17 protein-coding genes are annotated in these 26,650 nt (G+C 72.3%); 6 read left to right on the top strand and 11 right to left on the bottom strand.

Annotated features, from left to right (window positions below):
* Positions 1–19: 19 nt before the first annotated feature.
* From WME82_RS17585 to WME82_RS17570, 4 genes are read right to left on the bottom strand one after another with little or no spacing between them, the layout of a single operon-like run.
* Entirely contained in the window at positions 20–1,075 is a 1,056-nt protein-coding gene (locus tag WME82_RS17585) for a tetratricopeptide repeat protein (protein WP_438043761.1), read from the bottom strand.
* Positions 1,072–3,933 carry a [protein-PII] uridylyltransferase gene (glnD, locus tag WME82_RS17580; RefSeq protein WP_438043760.1) on the bottom strand — a complete coding sequence of 954 codons (2,862 nt, stop codon included), beginning with the start codon at positions 3,931–3,933 and terminating at the stop codon, positions 1,072–1,074. The genes WME82_RS17585 and glnD overlap by 4 nt, the downstream gene beginning before the upstream one ends.
* 19 nt (positions 3,934–3,952) lie before the next feature.
* Positions 3,953–4,786 carry a CheR family methyltransferase gene (locus WME82_RS17575; RefSeq protein WP_437553041.1) on the bottom strand — a complete coding sequence of 278 codons (834 nt, stop codon included), beginning with the start codon at positions 4,784–4,786 and terminating at the stop codon, positions 3,953–3,955.
* 15 nt (positions 4,787–4,801) lie between these two features.
* Positions 4,802–5,089 (bottom strand): hypothetical protein, encoded by a 288-nt coding sequence (locus WME82_RS17570; RefSeq protein ID WP_044965043.1) that lies wholly within the window; start codon positions 5,087–5,089, stop codon positions 4,802–4,804.
* Between the two features lie 180 nt (positions 5,090–5,269).
* On the opposite strand from WME82_RS17570, the gene WME82_RS17565 reads away from it, so the two are divergent.
* Positions 5,270–6,115: an ABC transporter ATP-binding protein gene (locus tag WME82_RS17565; RefSeq protein ID WP_437747993.1), complete on the top strand. Its 846-nt coding sequence runs from the start codon at positions 5,270–5,272 to the stop codon at positions 6,113–6,115.
* Between the two features lie 114 nt (positions 6,116–6,229).
* A complete protein-coding gene (gene crcB / locus WME82_RS17560) occupies positions 6,230–6,613 on the top strand; it encodes a fluoride efflux transporter CrcB (protein ID WP_438043759.1) in 384 nt (127 codons plus the stop codon).
* A 69-nt stretch (positions 6,614–6,682) separates the two neighbouring features.
* Here crcB and WME82_RS17555 read toward each other — a convergent pair whose 3' ends face one another.
* The 4 genes from WME82_RS17555 to rpsB all read right to left on the bottom strand — a co-directional run bounded on the left by WME82_RS17555 (position 6,683) and on the right by rpsB (position 11,026).
* Positions 6,683–7,687 carry a hypothetical protein gene (locus WME82_RS17555; protein WP_438043758.1) on the bottom strand — a complete coding sequence of 335 codons (1,005 nt, stop codon included), beginning with the start codon at positions 7,685–7,687 and terminating at the stop codon, positions 6,683–6,685.
* A 326-nt stretch (positions 7,688–8,013) separates the two neighbouring features.
* Positions 8,014–8,958: a polysaccharide deacetylase family protein gene (locus tag WME82_RS17550; protein ID WP_438043757.1), complete on the bottom strand. Its 945-nt coding sequence runs from the start codon at positions 8,956–8,958 to the stop codon at positions 8,014–8,016.
* Between the two features lie 9 nt (positions 8,959–8,967).
* A complete protein-coding gene (gene tsf, locus WME82_RS17545; protein ID WP_437746619.1) occupies positions 8,968–9,918 on the bottom strand; it encodes a translation elongation factor Ts in 951 nt (316 codons plus the stop codon).
* A 271-nt stretch (positions 9,919–10,189) separates the two neighbouring features.
* Entirely contained in the window at positions 10,190–11,026 is an 837-nt protein-coding gene (gene rpsB, locus WME82_RS17540) for a 30S ribosomal protein S2 (protein ID WP_437719550.1), read from the bottom strand.
* A gap of 526 nt (positions 11,027–11,552) precedes the next feature.
* On the opposite strand from rpsB, the gene WME82_RS17535 reads away from it, so the two are divergent.
* Both WME82_RS17535 and WME82_RS17530 read left to right on the top strand, forming a co-directional pair.
* Positions 11,553–13,655, top strand: coding sequence for an IPT/TIG domain-containing protein (locus tag WME82_RS17535; RefSeq protein ID WP_438043756.1), 2,103 nt, complete (start codon positions 11,553–11,555; stop codon positions 13,653–13,655).
* The gene (locus WME82_RS17530) at positions 13,655–15,709 is read left to right on the top strand and encodes an IgGFc-binding protein (RefSeq protein ID WP_438043755.1); all 2,055 of its coding nucleotides are present in this window, start codon (positions 13,655–13,657) and stop codon (positions 15,707–15,709) included. Before WME82_RS17535 ends, WME82_RS17530 begins: the two co-directional genes overlap by 1 nt.
* 10 nt (positions 15,710–15,719) lie before the next feature.
* Here WME82_RS17530 and mutS read toward each other — a convergent pair whose 3' ends face one another.
* From mutS to WME82_RS17515, 3 genes are all read right to left on the bottom strand, one after another.
* Positions 15,720–18,491 (bottom strand): DNA mismatch repair protein MutS, encoded by a 2,772-nt coding sequence (mutS, locus tag WME82_RS17525; protein ID WP_438043754.1) that lies wholly within the window; start codon positions 18,489–18,491, stop codon positions 15,720–15,722.
* Between the two features lie 118 nt (positions 18,492–18,609).
* Positions 18,610–21,513 (bottom strand): hypothetical protein, encoded by a 2,904-nt coding sequence (locus tag WME82_RS17520; RefSeq protein ID WP_438043753.1) that lies wholly within the window; start codon positions 21,511–21,513, stop codon positions 18,610–18,612.
* Positions 21,510–23,234 carry a hypothetical protein gene (locus tag WME82_RS17515; RefSeq protein WP_438043752.1) on the bottom strand — a complete coding sequence of 575 codons (1,725 nt, stop codon included), beginning with the start codon at positions 23,232–23,234 and terminating at the stop codon, positions 21,510–21,512. Before WME82_RS17515 ends, WME82_RS17520 begins: the two co-directional genes overlap by 4 nt.
* Before the next feature lie 467 nt (positions 23,235–23,701).
* Between WME82_RS17515 and WME82_RS17510 the strand changes: the two genes are divergently transcribed.
* Positions 23,702–25,036 (top strand): PP2C family protein-serine/threonine phosphatase, encoded by a 1,335-nt coding sequence (locus WME82_RS17510; RefSeq protein ID WP_438043751.1) that lies wholly within the window; start codon positions 23,702–23,704, stop codon positions 25,034–25,036.
* Positions 25,037–25,446: 410 nt separating this feature from the next.
* Entirely contained in the window at positions 25,447–26,454 is a 1,008-nt protein-coding gene (locus WME82_RS17505; protein WP_438043750.1) for a hypothetical protein, read from the top strand.
* Positions 26,455–26,650: the final 196 nt, after the last annotated feature.

Genomic DNA, 26,650 nt, shown 5'->3' with positions numbered 1-26,650 from the left:
CCTGGCGCGCGGCCGCGCATCACTTCAGCCTGGCGCTGAGCTCCTTCACCTTGGCGCGGGCGCGCTTGCCGATCTCGGTGTCGCCGCCGTGCTTCCCGGCCTCGGTGAGCGCGGCGATCGCGCTCTGCGGCTTGCGCTCGGCCAGGAACGACAGGCCGAGGTAGTAGTGCGCGGCCGCGAACCGCGGGTCCACCTTGATCGCCGCCTGGTAGTCGGCGCGCGCCCCGGGCTCGTCGCCGAGCTCGTGGCGGCACGTCCCGCGGCGCACGTGGAATTCGGCCTCCGGCTTCAGCTTGATGGCGCGGTCGAACGCCGCCACGCAATCGGCGTAGGCCTTCGCCGGCCCGAGCATCCGCCCGATCGTCGCGATCGTCGCCACGTCGTCGCCGGTCGCCGCGAGCGCCTTCCTGAGCTCGGCCGCCGCCCGGTCGAGCACCTTCGCCTCGAACAGCATCGCGCCGTAGGCGAAGCGCGTGGCGGCCGTGTCCTCGGCCTTGAGCGCCGCCTCGTAGTGCTTGCTCGCGTTCGCGACGTCGCCCTTCAGCCCGTACGCGTAGCCCAGGTTCTGGTGGAGCGCCGCCCGGTCCGGCGCCTGCTCGATCGCCTTCGAGAGGACCGCGATCGCCTCGTCCGGCCGAGGCGGCTCGTCCAGGTAGAGCGCGGCCAGGTTCAGGGCGGCGGCCTCGAGCTTGGGGTCGCTCGCGAGCGCCTTCTTGTACGACGCCTCGGCGCCGGCGCGATCGTTCGTCTTCTCGTTCGCGAGGCCGAGGTAGTAGTGCGCCTCGGCGCTGCCCGGCTCGTGCTCGATCGCCTGGAGGAGGTGCTGCTTCGCCTCCTCGTACTTCTCGTTCTTGATGTACGCGATGCCCCGGTCCAGCGCCGTGGACGACGCGCCCTTCGAGGCCGCCGCGTCGCTGCCTTCGGGCGGATCGGCCAGGAGCGGGTCGCGCTGGGGCTCCTGCGCCCCCCCGCACGCCGCGACGCACGCGGCGAGCGCCGCTGCCGCCAGGACCCGCTGCGCGGCGGGCCTCGCCGTCGCCGTCCACACCGCGCGCGTAAACCACCTCTCGTTCATCCGACACTCCCTTCGCCGTCCAGGCCCTGGAGGACCGCGTGCAGCCGCTCCTCCACCTCTTGCGTCCGCTTGCCGCTCGCGATCTTCGTCCCGTCCGCCTCGCTCACGTAGAACACGTCGGCCACGCGCGTCCCCTCCGTGTTGATCTTGGCGACCGAGATCGAGAGGCCGAGCTGGTAGAGCGCGTCCGAGATCGCGAACAGGAGGCCGGGGCGATCGCGCGTGAGGACCTCGATCACCGTGTGGTGCGAGGCGCGATCGTCGATGGATATCTGCGTCCGGACCTTCGGCGTCGGGCGCTCGCGCAGCGCGCCGCCCCGGCGCTTCTTGGCGAGCTCGGCGCCGGAGAGCTGCCCCGAGAGCACCGCCTGGATGTCGGTCACGAGCTTCGGGATGGCGCGCGCCACCCCCCCTACCCCTTCGCCGCGGTCGCGCACCCAGAACAGGTCGACGGCCTGCAGGCGCACGCCCGCCGGCGGGGACGAGCCTGCCCTCGCGCGGATCACGCCGCCGTCGTCCATCCCGTCGTCGTCGCACGCGCGCGAGTGGATCTGCGCCGCGTGGACCTCGAGGCGCGAGGACGCGAGCGCGGCCGTGATCGCCGCGAGCAAGCCGGGGCGATCCGGCGCCACGACGCAGACCTCCGCGGCCTCCGGGTGGCGCGACGGGACGAGCGCGACCGAGACGCTGTTGCCGCCGGACTGCTGCTGCCGGGCGAGCTCCGAGTGCGCGGCGATCGCGGCCGGGCTGTTCGCGAGCAGGTAGCGCTCGGGCATCGACGCGAGGTAGCGGGCCAGGAAGTCCCGCTGCGCGCGCCGCTCGGCCTCGCTCGCGGCCGGGAGGTCCTCGAGGGCGCCGACCGTGCCGCTGATCGCGCGGGCCATGCGCTGGTCGTCGATGTCGAACGGCCCCGCGTCCTCGCGCGCGCCGCGCAGGGCCCTGTCCGCGGAGAGGTACAGCTCGTCGAGCATGCGCGCCTTCCACGACGTCATCGACGTGGGGCTCGTGGTCGAGATGTCGGCGACCGTGAGCAGGTAGAGATCGCGCAGCCCCTCGCGGCCGTGCACCTCGTGGCAGAACTCCGAGATCGTCGCGGGATCATCGAGATCGCGCCGGGTCGCGATGAGGTACATCACGAGGTGCTTCAGCACGAGGTGGCACGCCTCGTCGATGTCCTCCTGAGGGAAGCCGAGCCGCGCCAGGATCTTCCGGGCCATCTCGGCGCCGCGCCCGCTGTGATCGGTGCCCCCGATCGCCTTGCCCACGTCGTGCAGGAGCGTGGCGAAGAACAGCATCGTCGGCCGCGTCGCCTCGGCCGCGAGCCGGCACGCGAGCCCGAACTCGCCCGCGAGCTCGCCCCGCACGAGCGCCGCCAGCCGATCGACCGCGGCGACCGAGTGAACGTCGACCGTGTACACGTGGTAGACGTCGTGGTGGACGCGCCCGACGACCGGCAAAAACTCCGGGATCATCGCGAGCAGGAGGCCGAGGTCGTGCAGCTCGCGGACGACCGAGCCGCTCTGCAGCTCGGTCTCCTTGCACGTGGCGACGAGGGTCCGGAACCGCTCGGCGGCCTCGGGGCTCTCGCGGAGCGCCGCGCAGAACGCCGGATCGCCGGCGGCGCGGACGATCGCGCCGCGCGCGTAGGGCAAGAGCGGCACGCCGCGCTCGACGGCCTCGGAGACGAGCCGCAGCGCGATCGCCGGATCGGTCCTCAGCAGATCCGGATCGCTCATCGTGACGCAGCCGTCGAAGAGGCGGACCCCGGCGCCGAGCTCCTCGTCGCGGCGGCGGCGCCGCGTCAGCGTCGGCGTGGCGCGCGAGACGATCATGTCGAGGGAGCGCGAGATGGCCCGGGCGCTCCGGTAGTAGTCGCTCATCATCCGCTCGATCGCCTCGGGCGACACGGCGGCCTCGTCGGGGGGCGGCGCGCCCTTCCGGCCGGCGTCGGCCGGACCGGCGCCCTTGCTGTAGCCGAGCGCGCCCGCGCAGAGCTCCTGCTCGTCGAACGTCAGCCGGTCGGTCCTCCGCCCGGAGTGGGCGTGGAGCAGGTTGCGGATGCGCCAGAGCATCTCCGCGGCGCTCCGGATCTCCTCCGCCTCGCGGGCGACGAGCGCGCCGAAGCGGACGAGCGCGTCGAACTCGCCGACGCCGTAGCGCGCCTTCGCGGCCCAGCGGGCGACGTCGAGATCGCGCAGCCCGCCCGCGCCGTTCTTCACGTCCGGCTCCAGGAGGTAGACCGAGCCGCCGAAGCGCTCGTGCCGCTGCGAGATCTCCTTCCCGAGCCGCTCGATGAAGCGGGGCAGCTCCGAGTGCGCGAAGATGCCCGACGAGGCGCGCTGCCAGAGCGACTCCGACAGCGACGCGTCGCCGACGACGTGCCGCCAGTCGAGCAGGCTCGTCGCGGTGGGCAGGTCCTCGCGCGCGCCGTCGATGAGGTCGTCGATGGTGACGACCTGGTGCCCCACGGCGACCCCCATGTCCCAGAGCGGGTAGAGCAGCGCGTCCGCGATGGCGCTGGCGCGCTGGGCGTTGTGGGCGAGGATGCGCAGATCGAGGTCGCTCCGCAGCGCGACCGCGCCGCGGCCGTAGCCGCCGACCCCGGCGATCGCGACCGAGTCCCACTCCTTGCGGCTGGGCCCGCCGGACTCGCGCAGCAGGTGGAAGAGGCGCGCCAGGAGATCGTCGAGCAGGCGCGCGTGGCGCCGCCCCAGGGCGACCCCGACGGCGGCCGGGTCCGCGGCCGGCGTGGAGCCGCTCGGCGCCGTGCGATCGAGCTCGGCGCGCTCGCGCGCATAGGCGGCGCGGAGCTCGACGAGCCCGCTGGGCCTGGACGTGGGGGAGAGGTCGACGCTCATGCGGTGTCGTTCTGCTTTCTCAGGCGCCCGGGGCGCGGAAGGCGGTGACGTGCGCGTTCACCTTGACCGGCGTGAGGCCGGCGCCGCAGAGGCGCGGCGCCTCGCTCGCGGCAGAGAACAGGAGCCCGCCCGGGCCGAGCTCGGCCGCGAGGCGGCGCGCCACCGCGTCGCCGGCGGGCTCTGCGAGATACAGGAGCACGTTCTTGAAGAAGATGATCTGGAACCCGCCGCTCGGCACGGCGTGCACCAGATCGCAGACCTCGAAGGACACGACGTCGCGGAGCTGCTGGCCGACGTGCAGCGCGCCGCCCTTCTCTTCACAGTAGCGCTGAACGAAGGACGGGGGGAGCTGGTCGACGGCCTCGGCGGAGTAGACGGCCTCGCGCGCCGCCTCTATCGCCGGAGCGGCGCGATCGACCCCGAGCACGCTGAAGCGGCGGCCCGCGCTCGCGAGCACCATCGCCAGGGTATAGGCCTCCTCGCCAGTGCTGCACCCGGCCGAGAGGCCGGCGACGGGCAGGTCGGGCGGGAGCCTGGGCAGCACCGAGGTGGCGATGGCCTCCCAGATGATCGGATCGCGGTAGAAGCGCGTCTCGCCGACGCGGAGCGCGCTGACGATCTCCTCGATGGCCTCCCTGTCGTCCCGCAGCCGCTCGGCGGCCGCGAGCGGCGACACGCCGTGGCGCGCGGCCACGGCGCTGAGCACGGCGAGGACCCGCTCGCGCACCCAGCCTGGGGCGGCGAGGCTGCGGCCGAGGCCGAACCGGCGCTGCAGCTCGGCGAGCGCGAGGTCGACGGCCCGCTGGGCGGACCGCGCCGCAGGACCTCCTCCCGCTCTCGACGATCGGGCCATCGAAGGTCGTCGCGATCAGCCGAGGAAGCCGGCTTTCCTGGCCTGGGCTCCCTTGCCGCCGCCGTCGAGGGCGATGGCGAACACGTCCTTCAGCGCGAGCACGAACGTCTCGCCCTTGGTGCTGCGCGCCTTGAGGAGCCCGCCCGCGCTCGACACGGCCTCGATCTTGGTCACCGGGAGCGACACGCCGTCGTGCGCGGCGTAGATCGTGAGCACGCGCCCTTCAGGGAGCTCGGCCCAGCCGTCTTTGTCGGTCTTCGCCTCTGCCGTCTCGAGGGCTGCCTTGAGTAGGTCGTCGGTCATGAGCAACGTTTCCGTCCCGCGCCTTGCCGCGTCAAGCACGTGCTCGCCCTTACCGTGATGCAAGGCGATCGGCGTCCTGCGGGGCCTCCTCCGTGGTACCGTACTGTGCGGATGTCGAGAAGGCCGCCCAGCCAGCCCCCCCCGCGAGGGGCCCCCCCGGAGGCGCAGCAGGTGGGCAACATGCCGCCGGGGTGGCAGCCGGGGGATCACCTCTTCGTCGACGACATCAAGAAATCGTTCGGGGCGACGAAGGTGCTGCACGGCATCACGATGCACCTCCGGCGGACCGAGACGGCGGTGATCATCGGCGGGTCGGGCGCTGGCAAGACCACGCTGCTCCGGCTGCTCATCGGGCTGGAGCGGCCGACCACCGGTCACATCTGGGTCGACGGCGTGGACATGGGCGCGCTCGACGATTTCGAGATGAACCGGATGCGCCAGCGGTTCGGCATGGTGTTCCAGTACGCGGCGCTGCTCGACTCGCTGACGATCTTCGACAACGTGGCGTTCCCGCTGCGCGAGCACCGGAAGCACATGTCGAAGCGGGACATCCACGACAAGGTTGTGGGCATGCTGAACTCGCTCGGCCTCGAGAACAAGGAGGACCGGATGCCGTCGGAGCTGTCCGGCGGGCAGCGCAAGCGCGTGGGCCTGGCGCGCGCGCTGATGCTGGAGCCCGAGATCCTCATCTACGACGAGCCGACCAGCGGGCTCGATCCGCTGACGAGCCGGATGGTCGACGACCTGATCGAGGAGACGCGGGCGCGCTTCAAGGTGACGAGCGTGGTGATATCGCACGACATGGCGAGCACGTTCCGCATCGCGCACCAGGCGTTCCTCGTGATCCAGGGGCGCGTCGTCGCGTCGGGGACGCCGGACGAGCTGGCGCACGGCGACAACGAGCAGGCGCGCCAGTTCATCGCGGCGTCGGGGGTGGCGACGGACGAGGTGTCGCGGGTGAACCGGCCTGCGCTGGCGGACAGCAAGGGCGGGCAGGTGATCGAGTTCAGGAAGGCGGCGGAGTAGGTCGCGTAGGCGCGCGGCGCTTCACCCGCGCGGGCGTCGAGTCAGCGGCGGGGCGAACGCAAGGGCACCGCCACCGGACACGGTGCTCGCGACGCGTGCGACGAGGTGAAACGAATGGATCGGTGGTTCTGGATCGGCCTCGGTGGCGCAGCGGGGACCCTCGCCCGCTACGGGCTGTCGACGTGGTGCCAGCAGCGCTTCGGCGCCGAGTTTCCTTATGGGACGCTCGCGGTCAACGTGATCGGGTCGTTCTTGCTCGGCGCCATCGGAGAGGTCGCCGCGACGACGGAGCTCCTGTCGCCGACGCTCCGCCTCAGCCTGAGCACCGGCGTCATGGGCGGCTTCACCACGTACTCGAGCTTCAACAACGAGACGATCCGGCTCATCGAGCACAAGTCGTTGGCGGCGGGGCTCGCCAACATCGCGATCACGCTGGTCGCTTGCCTGCTCGCCGGCGTCCTCGGGATGGTCGTCGCGAGGCGGCTCGTCGCGGGCTGAAGGCGTGGATACGGGCCGCGGTGAGCGCGGGCGGCAGGCGGCGCTGCCCGTGGTCCTGGGGGATGAGGTTCAGCCGTCGGCGCCGAGGATCGGCGCGGTCTCTCCCTGCGCCGGCGGTGCGGCGCCCGGCGCTCCGCCGATGGCGGCCAGGGGCGTCTCTGCGCCGGACGAGGGCTTCTCTCCGGCGGGCGGAGCCTTCTTGCCCGAGCTGCCGGAGCGGGCCTCGAACATCCATGCGGCCTTGTTCAGCTCGGGGACCAGGATCGTTCCGTCGACCCGGCGCGCCGCGCGGAAGGCGCGGAGGATCTTCTCGATCACGACCGCGACCCTCCCGTCCTGCAGATCGAGCGCGCGCTGCGTCACCCGCCGCCCCGCGGCGATCTGGACGCTGGCGACGCCGCGCACCCGCTGCGCCGTGGCACGGAGCGCCGCCGCGCACTCGGCGCCGACGCCGTAGTCCTCGAGGAGCCTCGCGTCCTGCGCCGGATCGGCCCTTCGGGTCTCGTCGATGAAGCTCGCGAGCGCCTCGAGGCCCTTGGCGAGGCTCTCGGGGGAGTCCGCGCGCCCCACGACGGCGTCGACCCGCGCCATGCGGCGAGCGCCGAGCGCGTTGCGCAGGCCGTCGTAGCAGAGGTCGCGCTCGCCGATGCCGTCGCGCATCGCGCTCCGCCCCTGGATCTCGAGCGCGGCCCTCGCGCCGGCGGCCTCGGTCGCCGCCGCGTCGTGCGACCGCTTCATCGCCTGGAGCCTGCCCGCCTCGGCGACGAGCAGCGGCAAGAGCGCCGCGGGCATGCGCACCTTGCCGCGCTGCGCCTCGGACAGCGAGCCCAGGATCCGCCGCGCCGAGGCGACGAAGTGCGGGGCGTCATCGATGAGGCTCTGCGAGTCGATGCGCGTCCCCTCGGTGACGAGGTCCTCCTCGGGGATGCCCGCGTAGGTGCGCGCGGCGAACGCGCCATCCGCGGGGCCGAGCTCCCTCGCGAGCGAGTCGAGGGTGATGGTGGCGGGTGAGTTGATCGGTACCTCGACCGGCGATGCCGCCGGCGCGGGCTTCTTGGTCTTGGAAGTGGCCATGAGAAGAGAGGCTACGGGAGGGCGTCAACGCAAGGAAAGCGGGCAACTGCGCTGGGCAGGATCACGTCGCGACGGCCCGGGCCCGCGGGCGCTCCGCGCCAAGGGCAGCGCTTGATCGGTGGCGAGGCGCCGCACGAGCACGCGGTGCGCCGCCGCCGCGAGCGCGCGGCTCATGCAGTCCTCCGCCGTGTCGCGCCGTGTCGCGCCGTGTCGCCGAGGAGCGCCTCGGCCTGGCGGGTCAGGTCGCGCGCGGTCGCGAGGGATCGATCGTCTTCCGGATCGAGCATGGTCCCGAGGAGCTCGACCCCCAACGTCGACACCCCGGGTCACGCGATGAGCCCGGGCTCCCTGCTCGCCTCGTCCAGCCGCACGAAGCTCGCTCCCCGCCGCGCAAGCTCCTCCACGAACGCCCCCAGCGCCTCGAGCCGCCTGCCCAGCGCGACCCGGAGCTCCGGCTGGTACGGCGCCAGCGCCTCGAGGCCGTCGCTCCGGTCGAGGAAGTCCATCCCGTGCAGCTCCAGGTTGACGAGCGCCTCCCCGGCGCACGCGCGCGCCAGGAGCCGCGCGCCCGCCGCACCCGCGAGCGCCACGCTCGTCCCGATGACCGGCAGCCGCAACCCCGGCGTCACCTGGATCGGCAGCTCGACGAAGCGCCGGCCGCCACGGCGGTACCACGGCCGCCCGGGCCGGTACGGCCGGCGGGGCGCCGCGAGCACACGCGGGGTGTCCAGGATCGCCGACGACCCCCTGCCCTTCACCCGCTGCACGCCCATCGCGAGCGCCTTCGCGGCGTAGTACGGCGGGCATGGGAACACCGAGGAGTCGAACGCGACCCCCACGGCGTCGAGCGCGTCGAACAGCGCGTCGCTCACGGTGTATCCCGGCGCACGGAAGCCCGTCGGACGCCGGCTCACCGCCTCCGCGATGGCCTCGGCGCCCAGCAGGACCTCCCGCGCGATCGCGGCGCGCGGGAGCCGCGAGAGGTCGTAGCGGTGCCCGTACGAGTGGTTTTCGACCGCGTGGCCAGCGTCGCTCAGCGCGCGCAAGGCCACGGCGCTCTCGGGGCGCGCGAGGTCGCGGCCTACCGCGAACAGCGTGACGGGGATGCCGTGGGAAGCAGCGAAATCAGCGATGCGCGGGAGCGCCGTGTCGTAAACAGCGCTCAGCGCGGCCGCCGCCCCGGAGCGATCCGGGACGGCGAGCCCGTGGATGGCGAAGTAGTTCGGGACCTCGTCGAGGTCGATCGAGACGGCGGCGAGGCGCCCCCGCATCGGACCGCGTCAGCTCGCGGCCATCTTCGCCACCTCGGCGGCGAAGTCGTCCTCTTTCTTGGCGATGCCCTCGCCGCGCTCATACCGCACGAAGCGCGTGAGCTTGAGCTCGCCGCCGGCCGCCTTCGACGCCGCCTGGAGGAGCTTCTCGATCGTCTGGCCGGCCTCGCCGCGCGACGCGGCCTCCACCGACTCCTGCTCGAGCAGCGCGACCTCCGAGTACCACTTGTTGAACTTGCCCTCGATGATCTTCGGCCACGCCGCCTCCGGCTTCGGCTTCGGATCCTCGCGCAGCTGCCCCTCGAAGATCTCCTGCTGCTTGGCCTTCAGCTCCGCCGTGACCTCGTCGCGACGGAGGACGAGCGGGCTCATCGCGGCGGCCTGCATCGCCGTCTCGTCGACGAACTTCTGCACCGCAGGGTGCTCCGCCACCGCCTGGCTCGACGCCTCGACCGCCACGAGCACGCCGATCTTGCCGCCGAGGTGCACGTACGCGTGCGCGACGCCGTGCTTGCCCGCCGGGATCGACACGCGATCCCAGCGGCGCACCGCGACCTTCTCGCCGATGCGCGCGGTCAGCTCGGTGGCCGTGTCGGCGATCGACTTGCCGCCGATCGAGAGCTGAGCCGCGTCCGCGCCGTCGGGCGCCTTCTCGACCGCCGCGAGCACGTCGCCGACGAACTGCCGGAACGCGTCGTTGCGGGCGGCGAAGTCGGTCTGGATGTTGACCTCGACCATCGTCGCGCTCCGCCGGTCGGCCGCGACCACCGCGCGGACCTCGCCCTCGGTGGCGGACGCGCCGGCCCGCTTGGCGCTCTTCGCGAGACCCTTCTTCAGGATGATCTCGACCGCCTTCTCCATGTCGCCCTCGGCCTCCGTGAGGGCGCTCTTGCAGTCGCTCATCCCCGCCTGGGTACGCTCACGAAGCTCCTTGATCGCCTGCGCATTGATGCCGGCCATGGCTCTTTCTCCTTCAACCTGGAACCTAGATAGGAAGGGGCCGCGCCGAGCGGCCCCCGTTCACCACACGTCCGACTGCTGTTGCACGAACGGCCCGAGCGAGGGCGGGTCGAACCGCAGAGGCACAGAAGGCGCAGAGGCGTGAAATTTTCATTTCTGTCCCTGCGCCCTCTCTGCTCTCGCGCGGCTGCCACACCGCCCAGGCGAGCGGCGACGTCGTCGTCACCGCGCCGCCCGAGCGCTGGGCCGCTCCGTTGCGGCTCGCGCCGCGCTACGACGCCTGCTGCTGGCGCGGACCGCCGCCGCGGCCGCCGCGGCCGCCCTGGTAGACGTTGATCTCGTCGCGCTGGCCGCGACCGCCGCCCGCCGCCTGCTGCCCGCCCTCGCCGTGATCCTTGCGGCGCTGCGCGCCCTCGACGCACGCGTCCGCGACGCGGGCGGTGATCAGCCGGATCGAGCGGATGGCATCGTCGTTGCCAGGGATGACGAAGTCGACGAGATCCGGGTCGCAGTTCGTGTCCGTGATGGCCACGACCGGGACGTTCAGCTTGCGCGCCTCGCTGATCGCGATCGACTCCTGGTGCGGATCGATCACGAAGATCGCGGCCGGAAGGCCGCCCATCCCCTTGAGGCCGCCCAGGTACTTCTCGAGCCGCTCGCGCTCCTTCTCGAGGCGGACGACCTCCTTCTTGAGCAGCTGCTCGTAGGTGCCGTCCTCCTTCATGCGCTCGAGGGTGCGCAGGCGATCGAGGCCCTGCTTGATCGTCCGGAAGTTCGTCAGGGTGCCGCCGAGCCAGCGGTTCGTGACGAAGTACATGCCCGACCGGCGGGCCTCCTCCTGCACGATGTCCTGCGCCTGGCGCTTCGTGCCGACGAACAGCACGTGGCCCCCGCGGCCGACGGCGTCGGTCAGGAAGTCGTACGCGCGCTTGAAGAGCCGCGTCGTCTGATCGAGATCGATGATGTGGATGCCGTTGCGCGCGCCGTAGATGAACGGCCGCATCTTCGGGTTCCAGCGCTTCGTCTGGTGGCCGAAGTGCACGCCCGCGTCGAGCAGCGAGCGGAGCGGAAGCGGGAAATCCCCCGGCTGGGGGGCGGCGGCCTGCATGGTGTCGGCCGCGGGGACGGATGCGGAGAAGCTGGTATCGGTCACGGCAGTGCCCTTTCGGTTGGTCCGCCGCTCCCCCTCCCGCGACCAACCCCATGCGCGGACAGGAGCGTCCGTGCTGCTGGGGCACCGGGCCGCGGAATGCCGTGGGTGCCAGGAGAGCGTGTGGATTCGGTTCTGCGGCAGCGAAGGCGAGGATTCGGCCTCCGCTGTCCCCCTCGTCACGAGACCGCAAGAAGGGGGGCGGTTTGCTACCCCGAGGCGCCTCGCTTGTCAAGCGATGAAGCCGCCACCTCGGCGTGCACAATTTCCGTGTGTTTGCGTGTGTCTCCGCGCGGTTGTCCGCGCAGCCATCCGCGCAGTTACGCGCGCAGTTATCCGCGCAGTTACCCGCGCAATTGCCCGCGCAGTTGCCTTCGTTGCGTCAGCTGCGCCGATGGGACCACGCGGCGCGGAGCACGGGAACGCCGGGCCACGCCCCCTGGCGCGCCGTGGCCCGGCATCCGCGATGGCGTACACTCGCCTCGTGCGAACCGCATCACGAGGCTTTCTTACCGCACGCTTCGCTTCGGTCTGCGCAGGGCTCGCGATCGTCTCTGCCTGCATCGCCTCGGCGCCTGAGGGCATCCGCCGGCAGACCGACGGCGATGGCGGCGATTTCGGCGTGGACCCGCAGACAACGTCGACGTCATCGTCCGCCGGCGCAGGGCTGCCCGGCGGCGATCCGCACGCGCTGCTCGGCGCGGACCCGACGCACGGGCCGTTCAACGGAGGCCAGCGCGTCCTGCTCCACGGCAACGGCTTCAGCTCCCAGGTCCGCGTCTGGTTCGGCGACGTCGAGGTCGATCCGTCCGCGATCGTGCCCATCGATCCCAGCCGGGTCCAGGTGGCGGCGCCGCCGGGCGCGGCGGGCCCGGTGGAGCTCGCCGTGCAGAACGGCGATGACACGTCGACCCGGCGAACGCTGCCGGGCGGCTACGTGTACGACGCGCTCTATGCGTCCCCGTCGAGCGGGCCGATCTCCGGCGGGACGACCATCGAGCTCGTCGGCCAGGGCACGCGCTGGAACGAGACGACGGTCGCGAAGATCGATCAGAAGCCGTGCACGTCGCTCGCCGTCCAGGAGCCAACGCGGCTCCTGTGCACGGTGCCCCAGGGCACGCCGGGCGCGAAGACGATCTCGGTGACGACCGGCGGCGAGAGGATCCTCGTGCTGGACGGCTACACCTACGAGGACAGCGAGAACGGCTACAAGGGCGGGCTCAGCGGCGCGCCGCTCGCCGGACGGCTGAAGGTGCTCGTCTACAACAACTTCACGGGTGATCCGATCCCGGGAGCGAGCGTCGTCGTCGGCACCGACACGACCTCCCCGATCGAGGTCGACGCGTCCGGCGTCGCGGTGATCGAGGACGCGTCGCTCGATTCGCCGCGCACCGTCACCGTGGCCGCGACGTGCCATAGCCCGATCTCGTTCGTCGACGTGCCGGTCGACACGGTGACCGTCTACCTGGATCCAGTGCTCACCCCCGCGTGCGGCGCGTCCGGCGATCCACCCCCGCCGGTCGGCGGCAAGGTCGGCAGCGCGGGCGCGATCGAGGGCGAGCTCGTCTGGGACACGTCGCTGGACCCCGGGAGCGTCACGTGGGGCAACATCCCGAGCCCGCGCCGCGAGACAGAGCGAAAGGCGGCGTACCTGTTCACGACGGGCGCCGATCCGCTCGCGACCTTCAGGCTGCCGTCCGAGTTCCAGGCGCTCACGCCGGAGACGTCGGGCGAGCTCGGGCACGGGTTCACGATGTACGTCGCGCCCGGCAACCGCACGATCTACGCGCTGGCGGGCCTCGAGGATCGCTCGACAACCCCGCCGCGGTTCACCGCGTACGCCATGGGCGTGGTCCGCGGGATCCCCGTGCTCCCGAACGAGTGGACGAGGGAGGTGTTCGTGCGGATCAATCAGCCGCTCGACCACGCCCTCTCGATGGACGTCAGGGCGCCGGCGAAGGGGCCGAAGGGGCCGGATCGGATCCAGGCGAACGTGTCGCTGATGATCGGCAACGACGGGTTCGCGACGCTCCCGATCGGCGCACAGAGCCCGCTGATTCCGTTCGACGGGGGGCTGACGTTCGTGGGCGTGCCGCCGCTCGCCCGCGACCTGCTCGGCGCGAGCTACCACTCGTCCGCGCGCGCGGTGACCGGCCAGGCCGGGCTCGCGCCGCTGTCCGTCGTCGGGCGGGTCCTCTCGACCAGCACGAGCGAGCCCGTGCGCATCGGCGACTTCGTGGGGGTGCCGACGCTCGAGGCGCCCGCGCAGAACAGCGCCTGGGATGGGTCCCACCTCGCGACCTCGTTCGGCGCGGGCGCGCCCGTCGATCTCAGCGTCTACGACATCGCGAGCGGAAACGGCCTCATCCGGTGGACGGTGGCCGTGCCGGCAGGGTCGCACGCCGTCGAGGTGCCGGACCTCCGGCAGCTCGGGATCGAGCACGGCGCGCTGCCGCCGGGGCCGCTCACGATCGGGGTGTACGGGGCGCGGATCGACGGCTTCGATTACGGCAAGCTCGTCTACCGGCAGCTCAAGCCGGCAGGGATGGCGGCCTACTCCCTCGACAGCTTCAACGCGCACCTGTGATGAGCGCCCCGCCCCCCCCGACGCGAGCGCGCAGGCCGACGCGCGCACGGAAGCCAGGACGCCGCGCCCGATCGCGGCACGCTGCAGCCGCCGCCCTCGTCGCCGTCGCCGCGGGGCTCGGGCTCGCGCCGAGCTGCTTCGACAGCGGCACGCGGTGGGGTGAGCGGCCGGAGGAGCCACCGCTCTGCACGGCCGGCGACGTGCGCTGCGGGGCGGAGCTCGCGCGCTGCGAGGAGACCGGCGCAGGGCTGGCCTGGGTGACGCTCGACGACTGCGCCGCTCAAGGGCGCGTGTGCGCGTCTCCCGAGCTCGGCTGCCGGCCATGCGTGCCCGCTGCGCGCTCGTGCCGCGAGCAGGACGTCGTCGTCTGCGACGCGGACGGCAGCTTCGGCCGCGTGATCGACACGTGCGACACGGAGGCCGGCGAGGCGTGCCGGAGCGGGAGCTGCCAGCAGCTCTGCGCCGTCGCGGAGCTCGAGCGGAGCAACGTGGGGTGCGAGTACTGGGCGGTCGATCTGGACAACGCGCGGATCGACGCGACCGGAAACGCGGCGGCGCAGCAGTTCGCGGTGGTGGTCTCGAACCCGCAGCCGGACCTGCCGAACGAGATCCACATCTTCCAGGACGACGGCGCGCCGGGCGACGAGCCCGCCCCGGTGGAGATCGCGAGCGCGCTCATCGCGCCGCTCTATCTCCAGGTGTTCAAGCTCGGGCCGCGCGAGGTCGATGGCAGCCCGGAGGGCGAGTACAACACGGGCACGCACACGGCGCTCACGCGGCACGCTTACAAGATCAAGTCGAAGTTCCCCATCGTCGCCTACCAGTTCAACCCGCTGGAGAACGCCAACGTGTTCTCCAACGACGCCTCGCTGCTGAAGCCGCGCGAGGCGCTGACGTACAGCCCGGGCGCGATGGCGACGGCGTACGTCGTCACAGGGTGGCCGCAGACCATCGCGGTCACGGACGATCCGGACACGAACTTCGATCCGCAGAACCCGATCGACCTTCGGGCGTTCCTGACCATCGTCGGGACGCGCGAAGGGACGACCGTGCAGGTGACGACGACGGCGAGGGTCGTCGGGGGCGGGCCCGTCCCGGAGACGCCGGAGGGCGGGTCGATCGAGGTCAAGCTCGGCGCGTTCGACGTGCTCAACCTGGAGAGCGGCGGGTTCAACGCGGACTTCACCGGATCGATCGTGAAGGCCGATCAGCCGATCGCGGTCTTCACCGGGAGCGAGGCCTCGGACGCGCCGCACTTCGACGTGCTCGCGGATCGCCGCTGCTGCGCCGACCACCTGGAGGACCAGCTCGATCCGACCCGGACCGCCGGCAAGCGGTTCGCGGTGCCGCATACGCCGAGCCGGTCGCTGACCGTCAAGGAGGCCGGCGCGCGGATCGAGGCCGTGCCCGAGCCGGAGTACGTCAGGATCGTGGCGGCCAGCGGCAAGGGCGCCGAGATCGAGACGACCCTGCCGCCGCCGGACGATCGGATCACGCTGTCGGCGCTGGGCGAGTTCCGCGAGGTGACGGCGTGGGGCGACTTCATGATCGAGAGCTCCGAGCCGGTCATCGTGTCGCAGATCATGGCCAGCCAGAACGCGACGGGGGTCAAGCAGGGGCTGCCAGGCGGAGACCCGAGCCTCATCATCCTGCCGCCCATCGAGCAGTTCCGGCCGGACTACGTGTTCCTGACGCCGGACAAGTACGCGTTCGACTTCATCTCCGTGGTCGCGCCGCGGTCGGCCGTCGTGCGGCTCGACGACGCGACGCTCGGGCCGGACGAGTGCGAGATCGCGCCCGCGGACGGGCTCACGGACGAGCAGCGCGGGGGCGGCGCGCCGTCGTTCGTCGTCTACCGCTGCCAGCTGAGCTTCGCGGCGATCGATCCGGCGCGGCAGGCGCCGGACAACGTGCTGCCCGGGATGCAGCGCGACGGCGTGCACTGGCTCACGGCCTCCGCGCCCGTTGGGCTGCTCGTGACGGGGTTCGACTCGTTCGTGAGCTACGGGTACGCGGGCGGCACCGAGCTCCGCGAGATCGCGCCGCCGGACTGAGCCGCCGCGGTCAGCCGCCGCCGAGGAGCCCCTTCAGCTTGGCCACGAGCCGCAGCGCGTCGAGCGGCGCGAGCCGATCGACGTCCACGGCGCGCAGGGTCTCGATGACGGCCGACTGCTCCGGCGGCACCGCGGCCTGCGCGGGGGCGAACAGGTCGAGCTGCGCGGCGCCGCCGCGCGTGCGGCCGCGGAGGGAGGTGTGCTTGCCGCCCGGCAGCGCGGCGCCCGACTCCAGCGTCGCGAGGATCGCGCGGGCGCGCGCGAGCACCCCCTCGGGGACACCCGCGAGCCGCGCGACCGCCACGCCGTAGCTGCGGCTCGCGGGGCCCGCCTCGAGCTTGTGGAGGAAGATGACGTCGTCGCCGTGCTCGCGCGCGGCGACCGAGTAGTTCGCGATGCCCGGCGCGCGCGCGGAGAGCTCCGTCAGCTCGTGGTAGTGCGTCGCGAACAGGGCGCGGCAGCCGATCGCGTCGAACAGGTGCTCCGCCACGGCCCACGCGATCGCGAGGCCGTCGTACGTGCTCGTGCCGCGGCCGATCTCGTCGAGGATCACCAGCGATCTCCGCGTCGCGTCGCGGAGGATCTCGGCGGTCTCCCGCATCTCCACCATGAACGTGCTCTCGCCGCGCGCGACGTTGTCGCTCGCGCCCACCCGCGAGAGGATCCGATCGACGAGGCCGATCTCCGCCTCGCGCGCCGGCACGTAGCTGCCCATCTGCGCGAGGACCACGATCAGCGCCACCTGGCGCATGAGCGTCGATTTGCCCGCCATGTTGGGGCCCGTGATCAGCCAGAGCCGCTCGCCCGAGAGATCGAGGCGCGTGTCGTTCGGCACGAAGTGCCCCGCGGCCGCGTAGCGCTCGACCACCGGGTGGCGGCCGTCGCGGATCGCGAGCGCCTCGCCCGCCGTGACGTGCGGCCTCACGTAGTCGTTGCGGTGGGCGACGTCGGCGAGGGCGGCGGCGACGTCCCACGCCGCGAGCTTGCGCGCGAGCGCGCGGAGGCGGCCCTCGCTCTTCGCGACGAGGGCCCGCAGCCGATCGAAGAGCGCGGTCTCCCGCTCCAGCGCGCGCGCCCCGGCGTGCTCGATCTTGTCGGCGAGCTCGTCGAGCTCGTCGCTCGTGTAGCGCTCGCCGGTCGCGACGGTCTGCTTGCGGCGGAAGGTCGCCGGGACCTTGGCGATGTGCGCGCGCGTCACCTCGATGTACCAGCCGAAGACGCGCGTGTACTTGACCCGGAGCGAGGGCGCGCCCGTCTGCGTGCGCAGCTTCGCCTCGAGCGCGAGGATGAGCTCCGTCGCGTTCTTCTCCACGCCGCGCGCGTCGTCGAGCTCCTTGTCGTACCCCTCACGGAAGATGCCGCCCTCGCGCGTGTTCGGGGGCGGCCGCTCGATCAACGCGGCGGTGAGCTCGGCGCACACGTCGGCGACGACATCCAGCGCCGCCGCCTCGGCGAGGAGCGGCTCGGAGCTCGATCCGGCCGCAGCGCCCTCCTCGCCCCGCGCAGCGGCGCCGTCCTTGCCCCGCGCAGCGGCGCCGTCGTCGCTCCGCGCCGCCGCCTTGCCGAGGTCGGGGATCGACCGGACCGCGGCGATCGCCGCCGGGGCCGCCGTGAGGCCGTCGCGCAGGAGGCCGAGGTCGCGCGGCGTGGCCTCGCCGAGGAGCGCGCGGACGCTGAGGCGCTCGAGGTCGCCGACGCCGCCGAGCGCTTGCCGCAGCTCGCCGCGGGCGCGCGGGTGCGAGACGAAGAGCTCCACCTCGTCGAGGCGCCGGCGGATGCCGGCCAGGTCGGCGAGCGGCGAGAGCAGGCGGCGGCGCAGGAGCCGGGCGCCGCCCGGGGTGACCGTGCAGTCGATGACGTCGAGCAGGGTGCCGCGGCGGCCGCCGTCCGCGGCGCGCACGAGCTCCAGGTGCGCCTGGGCCGTCTCGTCGATGCGCAGCGTGCCCGAGGTGTCGTGCGGGGCGATGCGGCGCACCGGGATGCGCGCGCCGGGGCTGCAGCGGCGCGCGAAGCGCAGCGCCCGCGCCGCCGCGCGCACCGCCGGGAGCGGGTGCTCGGCCAGGGCCGCCGCCGAGATCGGCTCGATCGCAGCGTCGTCGAGGATCGACGCGACCTGCGCGCTGTCGAGCTCCTCGTCGTCGCGCAGCGCCGCGCGGCAGGCGAGCGAGGCCGCCGCCGCGCGGACGTCCGGGAGATCCCGGGCGATGAGCGCCTCGCGCGGATCCGCCCGGGCGAGCTCCGCGAGCAGCGTCGTGGCGTCCGGGACCGAGGTGGCCGAGAGCTCGCCGGTGGAGAGATCCAGCAGCGAGAGGCCATAGGGGCCCCCCGCTCCGAGGGCGTCGCCGCGGGGCACGCCGCCGCCGTCGACCGCCGCCAGGTAGTGGTTGGCGCGCGCGTCGAGCTGCTCGGTCTCGGTGACGAGCCCCGGCGTGACGACGCGCACGACCTGCCGCGGCACGAGCCCCTTGATCTTCGACGGATCCCCGCACTGCTCGCAGATCGCCACCTTGTGGCCGAGCGCGAGCAGCCGCGCGATGTACCCGTGCGCCGCGTGGTGCGGGACGCCGGCCATCGGGGATTCGTCGGGCTCGCCCTTGTTGCGGCTCGTGAGCGTCAGGTTCAGCGCGCGCGACACGAGGACCGCGTCGTCGTTGAACATCTCGTAGAAGTCGCCCATCCGGAAGAAGAGGATGGCGTCGGGGTGGAGCGCCTTCGCATCCTCGTACTGGCGCATCACCGGGGTCAGCTTCTTCCTGGCCGCAGGCTGCTCGGACGGCTGCATCGCCGGCGTCTTAGTCTCGACCGCCGGTGAGGTCTACGCGGGATTCGCGCGTTTGTTCCGCTGTTTTCGTGGAAATATCGGCGCCGAAACCGCAATGCCGCGGGGGCCGGCAGGTGGCTCAGCGGTACCGGCGCGTCACGGCGACGTCGCGTGAGCTCAGCAGGAACAGGCCCTGGACCGAGCCGTCGGTGACGGCGAGCTGGCCCGTGGCCGGAACGAGCTGGATGGACTGCGGCTGGAGCTCCGGTGTGTTGCTGATGTCCGCGAGGTCCAGGGCGAGCGGCGTGAACGCCCCCTGGGTGGTGAAGCGGAACTGCATGTCCTGCTCGGGCACGCCGCCCGTGACCGCGAACCGGAACATCGGGTTGATGAACGCACCCACATCACCGTCGGTGACGCGCCCGTCGCGCGGCGTATGGACGACGCGCCCGTTGAACCGCGAGAGGCGCGTGTCGCACGAGTTGCGGCAATAGCCGCCCGCAGGATCGGCGATCACGTGGTGCAGGAAGCCGGCGCCGTTGCTCCGGACGACCCACTGGCCTCCGGCGCGGATGCCGAGCTGCACCGAGCCGGCGAAGCAGCACGCCGCGAACTCGACCTCATTCCTGGGCTCGAGCTCGAGGTGGTCCTCGTAGGCCTCGACGATGCGGAGCGCCGGGCGCGACGTGATGACGCTGCCGTACTTCGCGTTGCAGGTGTCGAACGAGCAGACGGCCGAGTCGACGCTCTTCCAGTAGGTGGCATCTTCGTCCGGAAGCTCGGACGTGATCTGCGCGAAGTCAGCGAGCTGCGCGGCGCGGGTCCCGTCCTCGTCCTCCGGGACGCCCGCGGCCTTCAGCTGCGCCTTCACGCTGTTCAGGCTCTGCACGCCGCGGCGGCAAAAGCGGGCGTCGGTGCCCCTCAGGTGGAGGTTCTCGTCGAAGGCCACGGAGGCCCGGGTGATCGACGTGAGCACCCCCTCGTACGTCACGTTCCACGTCTCGTTGGCGATGTGCACCCGCGGGTCCTCGAGGTTCATCGTCAGCGCGTGCTGCGGCCCGCCGGACCTCAGCACGAGCCCCCGCTCGTCGAGCTCGCTTTCAGCGCTGTCGCTCGACGCGATCGCCTCGCGCTGCACCCCCACCGCGAGCGCGAGGTCAGGCGCGGCCCCCTCGGACGGGAACGTGGCGCGCATCTTCGGGCTCTCCCCGGAGAGCGGCACGACCGCGCCGTTGCGATCGTAGAGGATCGGCAGGCCCTGCACGCCGGGCTCGAGCTGGCCGGAGCCGTCGCTCGCCACGATGTAGGTCTCCGAGCGGACAGCGTGCGGGAGGACGACGTTGCAGGACGCCTCGCCGCTCGTCTCGAGCAGCGGGCTGCTCGGCGAAGCGTCCGCGTCGCAGCCCGCGCGGACGCTCCGGCGCTCGGGTCCGCGGCAGGCCGCGTCGAGGTCGTCGATGTCGACGATCGCGACCTGCCCGTTCGTGAGCGCCATGTACGCGAACGTGCCCCGGAGCTTCAGCGGGCCGGCGCCGGAGTCGCGATCGGTCGACGTGCGGTACAGCGTCTCGAGGTCGCACGACGTGACGCTGCTGTCGCACGTCCTGAGCTCCGGGAGGGGGCTGCACCGGATCCCCCGCGGCACCACGCCCGTCGCCGGGAGGCTCCTCGGGACCTCGCGCTGCACGATCGCGAGATCGCGGACAGGCGCCGGCAGGCGGATGCGGTCGGGCGGCTGGAACGGGTTCCAGTCCGGATTCTCGCGAGAGAGCGGCGACCGGCCGGACGCGTCGTCGCTGATGTCGAAGACCATCACGCTGCCGTCGCCGGCGTCGACCGCGTAGAGGTAGCGGTTGAACTCGGGGGGCGACGCCTGGCTCACCGCGAGGCGCCTCGTCGTGACGACGCGCCCTGGGTCGAGCGTCGACGCGGGCAGCAGCGAGGGCAGCTCGCGCGGCTCGCAGGGCGTCGGGAGGTCGACGACGTGGATCACCGGCGCGTCGAGATCGGCGATGAACAGCCGGTCGCCGGAGAGCGCGAGCCCCGCGGGCCGGGCCTTGTCGAAGGCTTGCTCCGGGCTGGCCGCGACCGCCGGCTGAGAGCACGACACCTCGTCGGGTGACGCCTCCTCGGGCGGCGGCTCGTCGGGCGGCACGGCCGGCGGGAGCGCGACCTGGAGAGGGACCCACCGCTCCACCTCGCACGCCTTGAAGCCGCCGTCCTTGTAGTCCTCGTGCTCGAGGAGCTTCTGCGCGTCGATCACGACGAAGCCGCCAAGATCGGGCAGGGTCACGAGGAGCTTCTGCCGGCCGCCGCCCTCCATGGCGAGGCTCCCGTTCGAGGTGGAGCAGACATCGTCCACGAACGCGCCGGGGTCGCCAGGCTTGGTCGGCTCGACGTCGTACGGGGGGGGGCCGGCGTCACACGAGCTCCGCACGTTGCCGTTGGTATCCGGCGGGTCGGCGAGGAGCACCATCTCGCCCGGCGCCGAGGGGAGCGAGCAGGCCGGCCAGGAGCTGAGCGACGGGACCGGGCAGCCTTCGCGCGGCAGCACCTTCGCCGACGGAAGCGCGTAGATCCCCGCGCGCCCCGGCTCGGCGACGGCGACGAACGACGCCGTCCCCCCCGGCGTCGCGACGATGTCGACCGGCTGCGCGCCGACCGGGAGGAAGCTCGGGGCGGGCGTGCCCGTGTCCCGATCGACGATCAGCGAGGACTCGGTCGTCAGGTCGACGAGCGCGACCTCGCCGTGCGTGGTCTGCGTGACGAGGCCGTAGAGGTGCGGGAGCGTGGCCCTGCCCCCGTTCTTGGCGTCGACCTCGTAGTCGGTGGACGACTCGACGGTGCCGTACGAGCAGTCCGTGATCGGCAGCGAGCGCATCACGCCCGGCTTGTCGGGATCCGGCCGGTCGATGGCGAGGCAGACGAAGGCGCTGCGGCCGGACTGCGCCAGGGCCTCGACGGGGACCGGCGTGGCCTCCGCGGCGCACCCGGCGAGCGCCAGGGCGGAGGTGGAGGCGAGGAGCGCGGCGCGCAGCTTCATTGGGACTCCCGGGGCGGGACGGGCGTGCCCACCGTGAGGATCATCGTTCCGAACGTGTTCGTCTTGCGCATGTCGAGGTTGACAACGCCGAGGTACGAGTCGGTGAAATGCGCGATGTACATGAGGGAATAGGGTTCGCAGCCGGCGCTGCCCTGCTCGCATTCGCAGCGCTCCTTCTCGTCGCCGCACGTGGAACCCGTGTCGAACGCGAGCGCCTGCGGTCCACGCCCGGTCTTGATGGGGGGGTCGAGGCGGCGCGCTTCCGGGTCGTAGGAGAACGCGAGCCCCGTGTCGAACGCGAGCGCGAAGACCCTGCGGCGAGGCACGCCTTCCAGGTCGATCACCTCGCCGATCTCGATCCGAGACGGGTAGGCCCCGAGCACGGCGGCGTCGTGGAACGCGATCGTGTCGAACACCGAGGCCCGCTTCGCCGCGGGGACGTCCGAGTCCTTCTTGACCAGCGTCGTCGTCAGCTCGCCGATGAGCAGCGAGTTCGGACCGCGATGCGCCACGTACACCGGGATCGGGATTTCCACGCACCGCTCGAGGCACTCGATCACGTCTGCGTCATCCGCGCAGCCGTCCTCGCACGCCTGCCGCTCGTTCGCGTCGAACGCGATCCCGCGGGAGTCGGTGCCGCTCGCGAGCGCGGTGATCGGCGTCGGGGTCGACTCGTGCAGGCGCGGCGCCCCGCCTGAAGCGGCGTCCTGATAGCGGAGCAGGCCGAGCTCCGGCGCCGCGAGGTACGTGACCGCGAACGGGGGCTGGTCGTCGATCGCCCACCCGCTCTGCTGCAGCGCCCCGAGCACGCTCGGGCGCGGCACGGCCGCGAGCTCCGTCGGCCCGAAGGCGAGATCCGTGAGGACGTGCGCGAGCTGCGGCCGCTCGTTCGCTTCCCAGCGGTTCACGATGACGCTCGCGGCGTTCTCCGTCTGGTGCGACACGACGATGCTCGTCCCGCCCGGGCCGGCGGCGATCCCGAACGGCTCCAACGGCAGCTTGCGCCGGATGAGCTCCTGGCCCGGGTCCTCCCCGATGCGGTGATCTCTGCTGCAGCGCCCGCCCGCCGCGCTCGCGCCGCAGTCCAGCTGGAAGCAGGCATCGCCCTCGCAGCGCTGCGCGCCGGCGTCGTCGGACCGATCGTCGGCGACGTCGAAGAAGGTCACCGAGGGGTCGCCGCGCACGGGCACGAACAGGCGCGCCTGCCGCTCCGCGCCGGGGTCGGCGCCCTCGCCGCTGAGCGGCCTGTGCACGAGGAGGAGGTTGGACGCGAACGCGCCGATCACGGCCGAGCTCCGGACGACCTCGTCGTCGCCCTCGAGGGCGGAGATATCGAGCGGCCCGCACGGCCCCGGGTAGAGCGACGGCGCAGCGTTTGTCGCCAGCCCCACGTTATTGCACGCACCGCGCACGCTGGCGTCCTGCCCGCCGGGAGCGAGCTCCGACTGGAGCGTGAGCGCCCGCTTGCGCAGCCGCTGGAGATCCAGCGCCTGGACCGTGCCGCCGTTGTACTGGAGATCGAAGTCCGAGTTCGCGACGTAGAGGACCCGTCCCCCGGGAGACGCCGCCAGGCCCGTCGGGTAATAGAACCCCTCGACCGGCGGCGGGAGGCCCTCGCCCTCGACGAAGCAGCCCACGACCCCGAGCCCGCCCACGATCGAGACCGCGAGGCCCACGCCAACGATGCGAGGTGTCTGGAGAAGTGTGTGGGCGAGCTTCATGCGGGCGCGGAGACTAGTCAGCACCAGGAGCACTGGCAACCCGCTCCGCTCGGTGGGTTCGTTTGCGGCGGACGCACGGCGGGCGCGCGGCTCGCAGCGGGCCTCCTGGCGAGCGAGCGAGCGGCGGCCGCCGCTGTGAAGGCCCTCGTTTCTCGCGCGCACCTGCCGCAGCGCAGCAACATCCGCACGGCCTGCCCCGGGTGAGCGCGCACGGCCCGCCAGGCGCAGCCTCTTCCTGGCGAGGCGCGCTGCTCTAGGCGAGGCGCTCTGCAGCGGTCGCCCGTCACGGGGTGGCGAGCCCTGCGGCGGGGTGAGGTGGCGCTCCCTGCGCCGGGTGGTGCCCAAGGTGCGCCCCTGCAGTGTGAGCTCCGCGGGTCAAGGTCGACCAGGATCGATCGCCGTCTTCCGTCCCCCTGCACGTTGATCTCGGAGACGCGGCGCGCCTTTGCTACGTTGGTCGCCGGGACATGGCCGATCTCGCAGCCGCCCTTGTCATGGGAATCGCCCTTCTTGGGCTGATCTATTGGTATTTTCGCTCAAACAACGGCGACCGGGCCCGTCCTCGCGCGGCGACGACGCCGACGCAGGGGGGCCCAGGAGCCCAAGCCCTCGACGAGGGGGAGGGAGATCTCGAAGATTCAACGACGAGGCCAGGCGCAGCAGGGCTGCGGGGCGGGACGCCCGCGAGCGAGAGCGCCCACGCGAAGACCGCAGGAGGTCACGGCCGCACCGAGCGGGTCTCGAGCGCCGACTGGAAGCGTTCGAACGGCCCATCGCGCTCCGACGACGACGCGTTCGACGACGATGACGACGACCTCACGCTGATCACGCTGGCGCCGCCGGAGGTGCTGCAGAGCACGATCAAACGCGCGAGCGTCCCGTCGTACGGCGGCGACGACGACGACGATGACGATGACGACGGGCACGAGCGCGAGGAGCCGTCCGCCGTCCCCATCATCTACGACGACGAGGCCGCCGTCGACGAGCCGACCAGCTCGTCGCCGCTCCTGCTCATCAGCGCCGTCGGCCAGACCGATCCCGGTCAGAAGCGCAAGAAGAACGAGGATTGCTACCTCTGCTTGGACGAGCACTACCTGTTCGCCGTGGCGGACGGCATGGGCGGCCACGCGGGCGGCGACGTCGCCAGCCGCCTCGCGGTCGACACGATCGCGCACGCGTTCAAGGATCAGTCGTTCGTGGACAGCGACGCAGAGAGCCCCTACCCCGACGTCCCTCGTCGCGGCAGCGAGCTCGCGGTCGCGATCCAGCAAGCGAACCAGGCGATCTACGAGCGGGCCCACGCCGAGCGGAGCCTCACGGGCATGGGCACGACCCTCGTCAGCGCGCGGTTCTCGCCCAACAAGCAGCGCCTCTACATCGGCCACGTGGGCGACAGCCGCTGTTATCGCCTGCGCGACAACGAGCTGACGCAGCTCACCACCGATCACACGATGGGCGCCGCGGGGATCACCGGACCGATGGCGAACCACCTGAGCCGGGCGATCGGAATCTCCCCCGCAGTCAAGGTCGATCTGATCATCGCCCGGCCCCACCCCGGAGACGTCTACCTCCTCTGCTCCGACGGCCTGTCGAAGATGGTGACCCACGAGGCGATCCGCGACATCCTGCTCGCCGAGCCCGATCCCGAGAAGGCGTCGCAGGCGCTCATCGAGAAGGCGAACGCGGGCGGCGGGCGGGACAACATCACCGTCATCCTCGTCCGCGTCAGCGATCCCAAGGACCTCGCGCGGCTCGCCTCGCGCGCTGGCGCCAGCGCCAGCGCCGGCGTCAGCGCTGGTTGACCGCTCGCCGTCCCCTTCCCCCCTCGCCCCCTCCCTCCCCCTCCAACGAGATCGATCGCGCACGGCGCTGACCGAGAGGTCCGCGCGGCCGGCGGAGCATGCCCGCCGCGCGCAGGCTATTGCAGACAACGTGTCTGCATTGCCACGAACCCCGACGGATTCTCATGCTCCGCGCCGGTCAGCTGCCTGCGTGCATACGGACGAGTGGTCACGCTCGTCACGGATCCGGATCCCGCTCTCGCGCAATCGTGATTTCGCGGCCATTACCATTCACGAGCTTCGATTATCACGTCAATTGACGCCAGCCGGGATCGCGAAGAGAGACGACGTGAGCTCTTGACGTGCTTTGCCTCGAGAGCGCTTCATGGCGGCCACGGATGGCTCGTCCAGCGGAGCCGCTGACCGGGGATATGGCACGCTCCTTTCTCTGCATGATCGTCTTCGCCTCTCTGCTGCTCAGCGCGCCATCGCGCGCGGCGGAGCCGGCACGCCGCGCGCTGCGGCTGCGCTACAGCGAGGATGCGCAAGCGGCCTCGTGCCCTGGAGAGCGCGCGCTGCGCGAGCGGATCCGGCTGCGCGTCGGGTACGACCCTTTCCGCGAGGACGCGACCGAGGAGGTCGACGTCGCGATCAGGCCTCACGGCGCCCACGTCGTCGCGACGACGACCTACCGGAACGCCGACGGGCGGGTCTCCGGCCGAGGCTTTGACCTCTCGCACGGAGACGGCGCCTGCGAGCAGCTCACCCATACCGTCGCGGTCGCGATCTCCTTCACGCTGACGCCGTTCGCGAGCGACAAGCGAGCGCCCGCCGCGCCGCCTCGCCCGGAGATCGCGCCGGCGCGCCCGGAGCCCGCGAGCAGGCCCGGCGAGCCGTGGAGCTCGGCGCGGGTCGGCATCGGCGCCATAGCGGGGCTCGGGGTGCCCGAGGGGCTGTTCGGCGGCGCCTCCTTGCTCGTCAGGGTTCGCTGGTCACAGAGCCTCTCCTTCTCGCTGGAGAGCCGGGGCACGTTCGTCGTCTCGAAGCCGAGCGCGCTCGAACACGGCGAGGTGTCGAGTCCGTACGCCCCGAGCCCCGGCGGGAGCACGAAATCGCGATCGCCGTACCCGCGCACGCACACGAGCGGCGCCTTCGCTCCGTGCCTTCACACGGTCGACCTGCTCGTCACATGCGCTCTCGTCGAGATGGGCGTCGCGCAGGTCGGCGATCGGGCCGCCCCCGCCACCGACGTGTCCCTGCTGTTCATGGCGCTCGGGCTCCGCGGCGGGATCGAGCTCGCGCTCAACGACACGCTCTCGTTCTATACCCACGCCGAGGTCCTCGCCGCGCTCGGGCTCGTCGACCACCCGCTCGCCGGCGCGCTGAGACCTCCGCGTCCGAGCGCTTCCCTCGGCGCCGGGCTACTCGCGGGGTTCTGAGCGCACGGAGGGCCCCGCGCGGGCAGGATGATGGATGGTGCGGACGGCGCGGCGGCTGGCTGGAATTTTCGAGCGCCGTGCCCCGATCGCGCCGCTCGTGGCGGCGCTATGCTGCGGAGCAGCACGACGATGGCGCGCGATTCGGGCTTCGGTCCAGGTCGCCCGCCGGCGATGCGCGCCGCGCAGAGCGCCTTCT

This window comes from Sorangium sp. So ce128 (genome assembly GCF_051525245.1).
In the GTDB taxonomy this organism is placed as follows: Bacteria; Myxococcota_A; Polyangia; order Polyangiales; family Polyangiaceae; genus Sorangium; species Sorangium cellulosum_B.
The sequence above is the reverse complement of the archived record's forward strand: the minus strand, read 5'-3'. Positions and strand labels throughout refer to the sequence as shown.